Genomic DNA, 14,152 nt, shown 5'->3' with positions numbered 1-14,152 from the left:
ATAACAAGTTCACCTTGCTCTAAATGAGGGGATTCCATTTATAGTATGTTTTCAGGGCGAATAGGAAGCTTGACCTTATTAAAAACGGGCTTGTTTTTGGAAATGGGCTTCATCAAAAAAAGATACCTGTTAAGGTATCTTCTAAATAAACATATTCAATAAAAGTGCAAAACCAAATGCGATAAATGATAATAATGTCTCCAGTACCGTCCACGTTTTAAACGTTTCCTTCACCGTTAATCCTAAATATTCTTTTACAAGCCAGAATCCTGCATCATTTACGTGAGAAAACATTAATGATCCCGCACCTGTTGCTATAACGAGCAATTCTAAATTTACACCTGACATGTGCTGAATAACAGGTGAAACAATTCCTGCTGCTGTCGTTAATGCTACTGTCGCTGAACCTGTTGCAATTCGAATTAATCCAGCTACCATGAAAGCTAATACAATTGGTGATAACGATATATGTTCTGCCATTTGTGCAATCGCCGTTCCAACGCCGCTTTCAATTAATATTTGTTTAAATCCACCGCCTGCACCTATAATTAAAATAATGGAACCGACCGGTAGTAAACTTTCATCCGTTAATTTTTTAATGACCTTTTTATTAATTCCTTGTCTTATTCCAAGTAAATAAAATGCTGCAAAACATGAAATAAGTAAAGCAATTACTGGACTTCCTATAAATACAAAAAATTCAGTTATCTTTTTCGGTAATGAAATATATGGTGCCACTACTGATAAAATCATCAATACAACTGGTAATAAAATAATAAAAAATGAAACTTTACGACTCGGTAAATCAGTTGATACTGTCGTAACTCGAACAAGCTCTGGTTCATTTTCAGGTATAACCCTTTTATGTACCCACTTTGCAAATATCGGTCCTGCGATAATGGCTGTTGGTAACGCGATAATTAATGAATATAAAAGTACCTTTCCTAAGTTCGCGTTATAAATACCGATTGCTGTCATCGCCCCTGGATGTGGTGGCACTAGCCCATGCACAATAGATAATCCAGCAATGACAGGTAACGCAATTAATAATATATTTTGCTTCGTCGTTTTTCGAATTGAAATAACAAGTGGTAATAAAATGACGATTCCCACTTCAAAAAATACTGGAATCCCTATAACAAATCCTGCAAATAACATAGCCCACGGTAGTTTCTTCACACCGAAAAATCGAATAAAGAAATCTGCCACTTGCATGCCGGCCCCTGAATCGGACATCATTTTCCCTAAAATTGTTCCGAGAGCTAAAATACCAACTAAATGCCCTAGTACACTACCAACACCAGTTTCATAGGCAGTCACTATTTTCGTTAAATTCAGTCCAGACATGATGGCTAAAAATAAACTCGCAACTGTTAAACTAATAAATGCATGCCATTTCCACCATGATACCCCTAAAATAACAATCGCAATTGCAAGTAACGTGACGATTAATAAGTATATATCCATCTCTCATTCCGATACGATAAACTTAACTAAATCTATACAATTCAATCAAATTTATACAAGTTAGTGCTTCATCGTGTTCTCGCAGCCCCAAAGGGACGAGGGGTATAACACTCCACACGAGGCAGTATCGTTACCTCCTATTATCAAGCATTTATTTTACCCATCTTGATAAATTTATCGACGCATTTACATCCCTATCGTGATAGCTATTGCATGAAGCACAACGCCATTCATGAATCTTTAAACTCCACTGTCCTTCTGGTTGAACTGAATGATCGTATTTAACGCCGCAACATGAGCAAATCTTGCTTGAAGCGAACCATTTATCAGCTTTTACATACGCAATGCCGTACTTCTCGCACTTGTATGACAAACATTGAAAGAAGAAGTTTAATTTTTGAAATGAAAATGCTTTCGATAGTTTTTTGTTTTTTAACAGGTTTGAAATAGATAAGTCTTCCACAACAATCCTCATTGGTTTGGTTTTCACCAATTTAGCTGTTGCTTGATGGATATGGTTATTTCGGATATTCATAATTTTCCTAGATAACCGCAGGTGCTCAGCTTTCGCTTTTTCATATCCAGCAGATTGAATTTTCACACCTTTTTTAAATCTCCTAGACATATCTCTTTGCGCTGACTTTTTCCTTTTCAAAAGTTTTTTAACCTTGGCGTCTTTGTTTATATTTCGTTCTTTCGTACCATTAGAAGCTACAAACAGCTCTTTTAAACCAACATCCACACCAATCGACTCATTCGTTAGTTCTTGTGATTCAAAGTCTTCTTGGAATCCCACACTAATCCACCAGTGACGACCATCAAATGTAACTCTTGGATTGGATGGTTTTTTATTTCTTGGTAGTTGTTGGCTTGTTTTCACTTCTCCAATAGACTGAATATGAACGACTTTTTTTCCTATAATCAGTCTTTCATAATTGGCATAAAATCCTTGGATCAAATCTTTTTTGGATTTATAAGAAGTGTGATAACCATTTTTGTACTTTTTGAACGAATTTTTTCTAGCCGTATCAAAATCTTTTGAAGCCTGTTTAGGAACTTGTGCATTAATGTCTTTTAACCACTCATATCTCTTTCGCTTCTTGATCTTTGTAAATCGTTTCTGTAAAGCTAACTGTGAAACAGATTTTCCAAATAGCTTATAGTATCTATCACTCATTCTTTTACAATAGTTATAAGCGAATCTTGCAGCACCAGCATGGTTTCTAAGCACTTTTTCTTGTTCAGGCGTTGGAATCAGTCTAACTTTCTTCGCCAATATCATCAGAATGTAACTCCTTTAATGAAAGATTTGTTCTTCTGAATCGTAGCGTGTTCCACCAGCATTCTCCTGAGACTACTCGGATACAAACCTGTTAATTCTGATACTTGACTAACTCGTAAAAATTTCATTATTATTCTTACCTCATTGAATCTAACATAGCACGTACGTTCTATATTTTCAAGGAAGTTTGATAGATTTAATTAAGTTTATCTCGTTCAACTAAGGGCGCAATTCCTTAGCCAGTTCTCTTATGAACTTCTCATATTTTCACATGAGCGCAGACTATATGTTTATCTCTTTAGAGATAGAGGATTTTTCCATCACCATAGGCTTGTGATGTACTCTCGTCAGTTATACGAGATAGTCGTTGAACGTTCATCTTATCCATTTTGACTTAGATGATTCGAGGCGGAAGACCCATTGTTCTAGTGTTTAGGATTTAACCTTGCACGATCTGATTGATTTTTTCTGCTTTCGCAACATTCACGCTCGCCATTTCTAGCCACGTTGTAGTTCAATCAGCTTTAGGGATTGCCCGCAGTTAACCCTCACTACTAGCCAATCACTTGACTAGCAGGGCGTACTGATATATTTAATTAACTTTCGTTATAATTGGTTAAATAAATCGTAACAGTTAGTTACCCCTTACTTTATAAAAAAAGAGGGCGAATACCCTCCTTTTATACGTCATAATTCACTACATAATGCTGCATTTCTGTATTGTAGTAGCCTTCGCTATATTCAATTACTTCGCCAACTTCATCGTAAGAATAGCGCATACGTTTTAATAACGCTGTCCCCTCTTTTTCGCCTAACGCTTCTGCAACGAAACTAGGCGCAAGTCCAACAGCGAATTCATCTCTGAAGTTTTCTAAATGTATACCTCGGTCTTCAACTAAATCATAAAGCGATTGTAGATCAAAATCCGATAAATCTGTGCTTGCCATTCGTGCTGAGAAATAGTGCGTATAATGAATATACGGTGCATCATTTAACGTATATAAACGTTCAATACGAAAACTCTCCTTACCGAATAATCGAAATGGCACTGTTCCTTCTTCATTATGAACAACTTCTGCTTTTAACAATTTCTTCTGTACTTTATATCCTTCTTCCACTAACACTTCTGTAAATTTCTTTCCCTTTGACAACTTTGTCGCAGAAGTATTACGGATGACTTTCGTTCCTTTACCGCTTTTCTTTTCTAAATATCCTTCTTGAGCAAGTTCTTTAATCGCATTACGCACTGTAATTTTACTCACTTTGAACTCTTCTTCTAACTGCGGTTCGGAAGGAATATTCGTATGAATCGCATATACACCATGCAATATTCGATCACGAATAATATTTTTTATTTGTAAATATAATGGTCCTTTTTTTCTCGTTACGTTCACCGTTACACCCACTACCTTTCTACATCACATACTGATGCCGTCATTGCCCGAAGTATATCCTTCTCTGATGACATTGGCGTATCACCGACGATTGTATGTGCAAGCATTCCAGCTGCTGACGCAAATGAAACAGCTTTCTCTGGTGCAAACTCTTCTATCTCGCCATGAATAATCCCGCTCGTATAAGCATCTCCAGCACCTATTCTATCATATACAGAAAACGTAAGTGTTTTTGCAAAAGTGAACGCACCATCTTTACATATAAACCCGCGAAGCGAGTGTGTATTATCACTATTAATAGAGCGATGTGTACCAGCGATTGTAGCGATATGATATGTCTCAGCCACTTTTGGAATAAGATCAACAAGTTGCGCCTCTCGCTCTGTCTCTTCAGTTTTCATTCCAAGAACGAACATTGCATCTTTTTCGTTCATCATAACGATATCAGCAAGAGCTAGCATTTCTTCATAATGCGTTTTCGCTTGCTCATATCCGTCTTCTCCCCAAAGCGATGGACGATAATTACAATCAAAAACGACAGTGCCTCCGCTTTCTTTAACTGCTTTCGCTAAAGATTTCATATGATGGCGCACCGTATCATTCATCGCAAGTGTAATGCCGCAAAAATGAACGATATCAATTTCCTTGGCGATTTCTTCAAATTGATACATCTCTTCGCATGCCGTATTGAAGCTACTTTCTAATCGATTTGAATATGTAACGCGGCTTGCACGTGCACCAAATCCATTTTCCAAAAAGTACATACCGACATATTTACCGCCTCTTGAAATAAATGATGACTGAATGCCTAACTTTTGAATGTGCGATACCGCCGCATCTCCAACCGAGTTTTCCGGTAAAGTTGAAATAAGAAACCCTTCATGCCCTAGATGAGAAAGTGCAGCTACCACGTTCACACCTGTACCAGAAAATGAGTAATTTAATGTGTTAGCTTGCGACAACAATTCATATCCTGGTACTTGCAGGCGCATCATTACTTCACCGAATGCTGCAATTTTCTTACGCATATTGATCAACTAACTTCTTCACGACTGCTAATAATTCACGAACATCTTCTGTTTTCGTATTACCAGTTTCTTTATCAATAATAGAAGAGTACACGTGTGGGATAACTTGCTCTACGTTTGCTTCAAGTGCAATACGTACAATTGTTTCAAAGTTTTCTTTATCAATTCCGCCTGTTGGCTCTAATGCAAATCCTTCTTCCGCACATGCTTTCGCAACTGCGCGATATTCTTCTTCATGCGCTAACCCTTTCATCGGGAAGTATTTCAATGAATTTCCGCCCATATCACGTACAAGTGCGATCGCTGTTTTAATTGGAACGATTGCTTTTTCTTCTCCAGCTGCACTAATTGGACCAGTAGAAATATTTACGTACCCTACTTTTCCCGTTGGTGATACTAAACTATTAATCCAACTATCTTTTCCACCAAGATTTGCACGTGTTGCTCCAACTGAAGGGAACACTTGGTTAATATGGCTACCTGGATAATGCTTCGCAATTTCAGCTACAACTGCCGCTTGGCGATTATCCCCTGCTCCTAGTCCGATTGATACAGCGTCATCAATTTCTTTTCCATATGCTTTCATCGCTGTAACTGCTTCTTCTACTGTTGGATAGTCTTTTGATAACACTCCCACTACTACATAACCTTCTGCGGCCTCAAAAATGTCTTTCGCATTTTCGATATTGTTCGCTAATACATTTAATGCTACGCGGCCTTTATAAAAACGTTTTTGAATGTTTGTCATTTTAGTTTCCCCCTACAATTTCTCTCATTTTTTCTTCAATTACATGTATGTCATCACCTTGAAGTGGACGTGGATCAATATCAAAGAATCCTTGTCTTACTCCGTAATCACGTGTATAAATTGCGATTTCCCCTTCGCGTAATTCAGTCACAACGTCTTTTGCTGATTTATTTAACTCTTTCTCGTTAATGTGAATACGTGCTCTAAAGATTGCTCTTCCTGCTTCATCTTGAACAATCGTTACATTTACACCATTTAATTCTTTTAGCGGCATAAGTACTTGTAATAACTCTTTTTCTTGCTCACTCTTATCTTCTTTTACTCCGTACTCGTCAAGCGCTTGAAGTAAACCAAAAGTCGTCTCTTTCCCAACTTTCATACTTCTTCCGATGCAATGTAATTGCACTTTCAGCCACTCGATATATTTTCGTTTCCCGCCGACAATACCAGAAGTTGGTCCTTCAATTGCCTTTGAACCGCTATAAACGGCAAGGTCTGAATACTTCACGTACTTTTGAATATCTTCTTCAGCTGCTGCATCAACGATAAGTGGTACGTTATTTCGCTGCGCAACTTCCCATGCTTCTTCAACAGAAATCATATTTTTTTGCACGGCGTGATGTGACTTCACATAAAGAATTGCTGCTGTATTTTCACCAATCGCATCTTCAATATGCTCTGCTTTCCCTTCATTTGCGTAGCCAACTTCTACAAGTTTACCCCCGCCTAAATAAATCATCGTTTCAACAGGCGCGCCGTATTGAACGTTATGACCTTTTAACATAATCACTTCGTTTTTCGCGATGACCTCTTGATGAAGTCTTTCACTTTTACGGCGATTTCCTTCTGTAACGATACTAGCGATAGAAAGCGCAATTCCGCTCGATGCTGAATTTACAACGACCGCTGCCTCTGCATCTAGAATTCTCGCAATATGGTCTCCTGCTTTATCTACTAAATCAGCAATTTCCACATAATTTTGTCCACCATGTTTCATCGCATCCATAACTGTATTTGCCGGAGCGGATACACCTAAAATACTCATTCTACCGCTCGCATTAATCACTCTTTTTAATCCATACTTAGCATTCAATGAATGACCCATTGATTACAACCCCTTTCGTATCAATTCTTCTTTCAGCAATGCGCTGATCCCCTTCTGAATCAATTAACGTAATCGGTTCATCTTTCACCGTAAATAAAGTTAAATTTGCAATATCGCCTTCTTGAATACGCCCAAGCTCTGGTTTTTTCAGCCACTCTGCCGCATTTTTCGTAACCGCATCAATTACTTCTTCTAGCGGATAACCTAAGTAAAGGAATTTCGAAAGAACGTGAGCCATACTATACACTGGGCCGTGTATACGATTCTTCCGGTAAATATCTGTACTAATTGTATTAAAGGCAATACCGTGACGCTTCGCCGCTTCTGCTACTTTAAAAGAAAAACTAGCATTACCGTGGCCAACATCTAAATGTACGCCGCGATTCACTGCATCTAGTAACACAGGTAGCGGTTTGCCTTCTTCATCGAATAAATTATTTTCTTTCCCGTTTAAGTAATGTGTAATAACATCATCTTTTTCTAAAAGAGGTACAACTTCCTCAATTCGAGGAGGCGCTGAACCGATATGTACCATAATCGGTAATGATGTTTCACGAGATAAATCGCGGGCTACATGAAGCGGTTCAATTCCACTATCACAAACGACACTTTTACTCATTCTCGCTTTTAACCCAACGATTACATCTTTATACTTTTCTACTGCTTCTATTACTTTCTCTTTATCTATCCATTCCATATTGGATAATTCATCGATTCGTTTCAAACCGATGCGAGAAATATTTAAAAAGGCAAATAAATTCGTTCTTGCCTGTTCTCTACTTTGTACTAAATCTGCAATACGATCAGCTCCGCAGCTACCCGCATCAACAATTGTCGTTACCCCTTGCTTAACGCCAATTTCATCCACTTCATCGCCATACGGATCAAACTCTGGAAAAGCGTGAACGTGTAAATCAATCCAGCCACTCGATACGTAAGTACCAGAGTAATCAAGAACCTTTCCACCCTCGCCAGCACCAGCTTTCGTCACCTGTGCGATTTTGTTATTTTCAATTACAATGTCAATCTCTTCCCCGTTCACACGTTTCACATTACGTAGTACGAATCGTTCTGTCATTGTATTTCCACCCTTTTCTATAAGAAGCCATAAGAATACGCTTACATTAAAGTTTCATTTTTTATATCTCTTTCACACTTTTAGCGTAACACAAAAAAAGGAAGAAGTAAATATAACGTTATAATGTTTAAAGGTAAATAAAAAAGATGCTCCTCTAAAATGATGATAGTCCCGGAAATTATATCAACGATTTTTCGAATATATCTATCAAAACCTGCAATATATCAACGATTTTTCAAATATATCTACCGTAACTCAAAATATATCAACGATTCAACAAGAAATATCGATTTACCGACAAAAATGTCAATTCCTTTCTTATATAAGAAAAGGCTGTCCCAAAACGGAACAACCTCTTTATCTATTCCTGAAACGTCACAATAACCCCATCCATATTGTTCCCGGAAATTTCATACTGCTTATTCGCTGGAACATTCACTTTCATATTCCCCGAAACTTTATGATAAGAAACCGTATATTTCTTACCTTCTACATCCGTTGTGATTTCTTTTTTCTCTTTTAAGAAGTCCAAATATTCCTCTAATGTAATTCTCTCCTTTTGCATAATTGCACTATGCGGTAAGCCGACGTAACGGATATGCCATGGCTCATATTGAATACCTGTAATATGACTTTTATTTTTTGGATAGCGTAATACAAAGCCGTGCTTCCATACGTTCTCTTCAATCCATCTTCCTTCAGGGGCTCTCTCCATTTTCTTTTGCGTAGATCCAACGTCGAGTGATAATCCTAAATTATGTTCACTATATCCTGCTGGAAGTGCATAATCTGATCCCATTTCTTTATATAATTTACTTTGCTCTTTAAAATCTCGATAGCCACTACTCATTAAGAAATGTTGTACGCCATCTTTTCCAGCCGCATCGACAACGTTTAAAAAATTTTTTACAACATCCTTTGATAAACGAAGATTTCTATCAAATATTACGTAACCTCTTACTAATTCACTATTATGATTTACATTTATAATGTCAGGCCTAATGCTATCTTTTTTTACTGGGTAATCTTTATTAACTAATAACAGATTACCTTTATAAATCTCTTCTTTTGTAATCTCTATCTTTTCAGTATTCGCAGCTCTTACCTTATTATCTTTTTCTGCAATTTTAACATCGATTTCTTTTTGAAATAACGGTGATATATAAACGCCCACACAGATTGTGCATGCTATAAAAAGAGAAATAAATACCCACTTTTTCATTTCTAGTTCCCCCTTAACGTAACTTACGTATAGAATAGAAAAAACTATTAAAATAAAAAGTGGGGTAAAGTTTAAATTTTTATTAAATTGTTAAGTCTCGTCTTTTGGTAATCTCACTTCAAATACCGTTCTAACTATATTACTTTCAGCAGAAATCGTACCGTTATGCTGCTCAACAATATTTTTCGCAATAAATAGTCCAAGGCCTGTCCCGCCACGGTTCTCAGTTCTCGATTTATCACCTGTATAAAACATATCAAAAAGATACGGTAAATCTTCTTCTGGAATGCTATCTCCGTAATTAATAACTTGTACGACAACTTCTTCATTATCGATATACCCATTCATATCAACAAATTGCCCATCATATCCATATCGAACGGCATTTGTTAACAGGTTTTCAAATACTCTAGCTAACAATTTTCCATCACCGTTAATCGGCAAATGAGAATCAACATTCAATCTAGCTTCTAAATGATGTTTTTCTAATAACGGATACAATTCCTCATCTAACTGTATAAGTAGCTCATTTATATCAATCGGCTTTGTATCCAACTTTAACATGCCATAATTCATACGTGTAATTTCAAATAACTCATCGATTAAACTTTCTAGCCTTTGCGATTTCGTATATGCAATCGTGGAAAAATGTTTAATTTGTTCTTTTGTTAAGCTCTCATCTTTAAGAATTAAATCTAAATATCCTAACACGGATGTTAATGGCGTTCTTAAATCATGAGCCAAATTCACAACGAGCTGATCTTTACTACTTTCAGCAAAGTCTCCTCTTTCCACAGCTTCTTTTAACTTTTCACTCGCAACATTTATTTCACGCGCGATATTTCCAAATTCATCATTTGATGAAACTTGAACTTGTTTTGTAAAATCTCCATTTGAAAGATGATGAATCCCATTAGAAATTTCATCAAAGTATTTTAAATACGGTTTTGTTAAAAAGAAGAAAAAGATAATAGATAACGGAATAAAGAAAATTAAAAAGAAGTTAATGTCTCCAAATTCCCTTACCATTGACCGAAATTGCGCTAAAGGCTCTTCGTAGCGAACCATCTTTTTATAATACAGCTGCAATCCTTTATAAATTATATAAGTTACAGTTGCTGCGAGCACCATACTTAACGCAAATAAGGCAATCATTTTAAATCGAAAACTTTTCATCATGTTACCCATTGAAAGTATAACCTACCCCCCACACTGTTTTTATTAACTTATCCTTTCTTTTATCTTCCCCAAGTTTTTTCCGCAATGTCCGAATATGTACCATAACCGTATTTCCGCCTTCATAATAATCATCTGCCCATACTTGCTGAAAAATATTTTCCACATTGTACACTTTCTTCGGATGGCTCGCTAATAAATATAAAATATCAAACTCTTTCGGTGTTAATTCAACTTGTTCTCCGTACACATTTACTGTTCTTCGCTCAGGATCAATAACGACTCCCCCTACCTCTAAAGCAGATTTATTCTCCGCTACTTTCGGCTGATTTAACGTAAGAAATCGGCGTAATTGTGCATTTACACGTGCGACTAATTCAATAGGTGTAAAAGGTTTCGTCATATAATCATCTGCACCTAATACAAGACCTGTCACCTTATCAAAATCAGATGTTTTCGCACTTAAAAAAATGATTGGCATATGATGCTTCGCGCGAATTTGACGCGTCACTTCATACCCATCCATTTTCGGCATCATAATATCTAAAACCACTAAGTCGATTGGCTGCGTTTCAATAATATGAATTGCCTCTTCCCCGTCCGCTGCCTTCACAACATGGTACCCTTCTTTTTCTAAATGTATCTCAATTAAATCAGCAATTTCTGCCTCATCATCCACTATTAAAATTGAAATGCGCTTCATTTTACTCCCCCTTTACCCCGCTATTTGCGGGCAGTAAGACTCCCACCTCAAAATTCGGGTGAATCAAAGAAGTTAGGTGGAAGATCAACTGCCCATAAAACCTTTTCGTATTGTACTGTGATAGTAAATGAAATTATATCGACGATTTTCCAAATATATCGAACACAACTTGAAATATATCAACGATTTTTTTAATATATCGACTTACCGACAATTAACGACAAAATCCTATCGCTATTTGCGGGCATCCTGATTAAATATTAAATTCACCGCTCCAAAACTATCCGCTGCTTCGTAATTTCCGCTAACCTTCCGCGGTCAACTTCATACTCAGCATCAACGCTTTGCGGTACAATCACTTTCCCGCCCTCAAGCATCACTTCCGGCGAAATAATATCCTTCTCCCAATGTCGGCTAGAAGCAGATATATCACCTGGAATCGTAAAGTTTGGCAGTGAAGCAAGCGCAACATTTTGAGCTCGTGAAATCCCCATCTCTACCATACCTCCGCACCAAACAGGTATGTTATGCTCCATACAATAATCATGGATTTGAATCGACTCCGTTAATCCACCCACTCTTCCTGGTTTAATATTAACGATGCGGCAACTGCCAAGCGTAATCGCAACGCGCGCGTCTTCTAAACTATGGATGCTTTCGTCTAAACAAATCGGCGTTTCAATTTTCTTTTGCAGCTGTGCATGATCAAGAAAATCGTAATCCACTAGCGGTTGCTCAATCATCATCAATTGAAATTCATCTAATCGTTTCAGTTTCTCCGTATCCGCTAATGTATACGCTGAATTTGCATCAGCCATTAACGGGATGCTTGGAAACTCTTTACGAATTTCTTTCAATAACTCGTAGTCGTGCTCTGGCTTTATTTTCACTTTAAAACGCTCATATCCTTCTTCTGCATACTTCTCGATTTGTTTTAACATAACCGGAATTGTATTGATACCAATCACAACGCCGACTTCAATTACAGTCCTAGTTCCGCCAAGTAATGTCGCTAATGACTTCTTTTGACGCTTTGCATATAAATCCCAAACAGCCCCTTCAATTCCAGCCTTTGCCATTCGGTTTCTCTTTATATGCTTGAACAACTCTGGTATTTCATTCGGATGAGAAATTTCAGCTTTCAATAAATCCGATATTAAAAAATCTTGAAGTACATGTAGCGCTGTCTTCACTGTTTCTTCCGTATACCACGGCTCAGAGAATGCAACGACTTCGCCAAATCCAATGTGCCCGTCTGTGTCTTCTAATTCAATGACGATACTCTCACGCTTTTCATACGTTCCGTAGCTTGCAGCAAACGGAATGACGAGTGGCATTTCTGTTATATAAAGTGTCGCTTTTTTTATTTCCACTTACATCTCCTCCACTAATTGTCTTAACTCTCTTCTTAACAATTTTTTCGAAGCATTTCGTGGTAATTCCTCTAAGAAACACGCTTTCTTCGGCACTTTATATTTTGCCAATTTCTCCTCGCAAAAATGAAGAATTTCTTCTTCTGTTACCTCTCCACTTTTTACAATAAAAGCAGCGGGTACTTGTCCCCATTTATCGTCAGTCATACCGATAACACCGGCCTCCGCTACCATCGGATGAGAAAGCAACACTTCTTCAATTTGAGCCGGATATATATTTTCTCCGCCAGAAATAATTAAATCACTGCGGCGATCTAATACGTATAAAAATCCTTCTTCATCTAAATAACCGAGATCACCAGTATGAAGCCATCCGTTTTGAATGGTTTCGCGCGTCGCATCTTCACGGTTAAAATAACCACCTGTTACGTTCGGTCCTTTTACTACGATCTCGCCTTCTGCAAACGGCGGTACTACTACGCCATCTTTTTCAATACGAAGTTGACACTGAAATAGTGGTTTTCCAGCTGATCCTACTTTCGTTAACATATAATCTGCGGATAACGTACAAATTTGCGACGACGTTTCTGTCATACCATACGTTTGATACACAGGAATTCCTTTTTCTACACATGTTTCGAGTAACGGTTTCGGGGCTGGTCCTCCGCCAAGTAACATGCATCGTAAAGAAGATGGATATGTCTCTCCTCCAAGTATCTCTAATAAATCAGTTAACATTTTAGAAACGACAGAAATGATCGTAACACCTCTCGTTTGAAGTGCTTTATGAATGAAATTCGCATCATATTTCGGAACGAGTAAAATGCGCATGCCGTACATAATATTTTTCATTAAAAGAGATAACCCGCCAACGTGGAACATCGGCATACAAGCTAACCAGCAATCATCATCACGAAGCCCTAAATTAAGCGAAGAACCAACCGCGCTTGCCCAGTGATTGCCGTACGTTAAAATAACGCCTTTCGGTTTCCCTGTCGTCCCTGACGTATAAATAATTGTCATCGCTTCTTCTAAAGAGAATTCTTCTTGTATAGATGCTTCCGCCTTTGGTCCATTCATCACTTCAGCGAATGAATAGACGGGAACAGCTTTAGCATCAAAATCTTGATCCTTCACTAAACAAATAACTTCAGCATCATCCATTTGCCAAAGTAGCTCTTCTCTTGAAAGACGCGTATTTAAAAGCACAGCTACTGCACCTACGTAAGATAGGGCGTGAATAACTGTAATCATCTCCATACCATTTTTCATCAGAACAGCCACCTTTTGCCCACGCTTTATCCCAACATATGAAAGGTGTTCACAAACAGATACTACTTTTTCATGCAGCTGCATAAAAGTAACCTTTTCATCCTCTATTTCAATTGCAGTGCGATCTGGTGTTAAAAATGCACGTTGCATTAACCAATTCGGCATCGTCTCCATCATATTCATTCTCCTTTCATGAAAGAAAGAGACTTGATATGACATCAAGTCTCTTAGTTGTTTTGTTTCCAGTTTGATCTCATCTAGCTACAGCAGCTAGAACGTTCGGTGGCTTCACTTCTTCCTACGA

12 protein-coding genes are annotated in these 14,152 nt (G+C 37.6%); all 12 read right to left on the bottom strand.

The window, feature by feature from the left end:
* Positions 1-141: 141 nt before the first annotated feature.
* The gene (gntP, locus tag DN394_RS13120; RefSeq protein ID WP_087982671.1) at positions 142-1,467 is read right to left on the bottom strand and encodes a gluconate permease GntP; all 1,326 of its coding nucleotides are present in this window, start codon (positions 1,465-1,467) and stop codon (positions 142-144) included.
* Positions 1,468-1,618: 151 nt separating this feature from the next.
* Positions 1,619-2,749, bottom strand: a complete 1,131-nt coding sequence (locus DN394_RS13115; protein ID WP_149293858.1) for an RNA-guided endonuclease InsQ/TnpB family protein — start codon at positions 2,747-2,749, stop codon at positions 1,619-1,621.
* 680 nt (positions 2,750-3,429) lie between these two features.
* On the bottom strand, positions 3,430-4,155 hold the full coding sequence (locus tag DN394_RS13110) for a GntR family transcriptional regulator (protein WP_097917782.1): 726 nt from the start codon (positions 4,153-4,155) through the stop codon (positions 3,430-3,432).
* Entirely contained in the window at positions 4,155-5,171 is a 1,017-nt protein-coding gene (locus tag DN394_RS13105; RefSeq protein WP_098092320.1) for a sugar kinase, read from the bottom strand. The genes DN394_RS13110 and DN394_RS13105 overlap by 1 nt, the downstream gene beginning before the upstream one ends.
* Positions 5,164-5,919 carry a 2-dehydro-3-deoxy-phosphogluconate aldolase gene (gene dagF / locus DN394_RS13100; protein WP_000181913.1) on the bottom strand — a complete coding sequence of 252 codons (756 nt, stop codon included), beginning with the start codon at positions 5,917-5,919 and terminating at the stop codon, positions 5,164-5,166. The genes DN394_RS13105 and dagF overlap by 8 nt, the downstream gene beginning before the upstream one ends.
* A gap of 1 nt (position 5,920) precedes the next feature.
* Entirely contained in the window at positions 5,921-7,024 is a 1,104-nt protein-coding gene (locus DN394_RS13095; RefSeq protein ID WP_098092323.1) for a DgaE family pyridoxal phosphate-dependent ammonia lyase, read from the bottom strand.
* Complete coding sequence (locus DN394_RS13090; protein ID WP_098092325.1) at positions 7,002-8,102, bottom strand: amidohydrolase/deacetylase family metallohydrolase; 1,101 nt, start codon at positions 8,100-8,102, stop codon at positions 7,002-7,004. The genes DN394_RS13095 and DN394_RS13090 overlap by 23 nt, the downstream gene beginning before the upstream one ends.
* A 361-nt stretch (positions 8,103-8,463) precedes the next feature.
* The gene (locus DN394_RS13080; RefSeq protein ID WP_098092326.1) at positions 8,464-9,324 is read right to left on the bottom strand and encodes a M15 family metallopeptidase; all 861 of its coding nucleotides are present in this window, start codon (positions 9,322-9,324) and stop codon (positions 8,464-8,466) included.
* A 90-nt stretch (positions 9,325-9,414) separates the two neighbouring features.
* Positions 9,415-10,512, bottom strand: coding sequence for a sensor histidine kinase (locus tag DN394_RS13075; RefSeq protein ID WP_098085185.1), 1,098 nt, complete (start codon positions 10,510-10,512; stop codon positions 9,415-9,417).
* On the bottom strand, positions 10,505-11,203 hold the full coding sequence (locus DN394_RS13070; protein WP_000822515.1) for a response regulator transcription factor: 699 nt from the start codon (positions 11,201-11,203) through the stop codon (positions 10,505-10,507). Before DN394_RS13070 ends, DN394_RS13075 begins: the two co-directional genes overlap by 8 nt.
* 266 nt (positions 11,204-11,469) lie before the next feature.
* Positions 11,470-12,576: an o-succinylbenzoate synthase gene (menC, locus tag DN394_RS13065; RefSeq protein ID WP_149293857.1), complete on the bottom strand. Its 1,107-nt coding sequence runs from the start codon at positions 12,574-12,576 to the stop codon at positions 11,470-11,472.
* Positions 12,577-14,022, bottom strand: a complete 1,446-nt coding sequence (locus DN394_RS13060) for an o-succinylbenzoate--CoA ligase (RefSeq protein WP_149293894.1) — start codon at positions 14,020-14,022, stop codon at positions 12,577-12,579.
* Positions 14,023-14,152 lie beyond the last annotated feature (130 nt).

The sequence above is a fragment of the Bacillus sp. BB081 genome (genome assembly GCF_008368895.1).
Lineage (GTDB): Bacteria > Bacillota > Bacilli > Bacillales > Bacillaceae_G > Bacillus_A > Bacillus_A wiedmannii.
The sequence above is the reverse complement of the archived record's forward strand: the minus strand, read 5'-3'. Positions and strand labels throughout refer to the sequence as shown.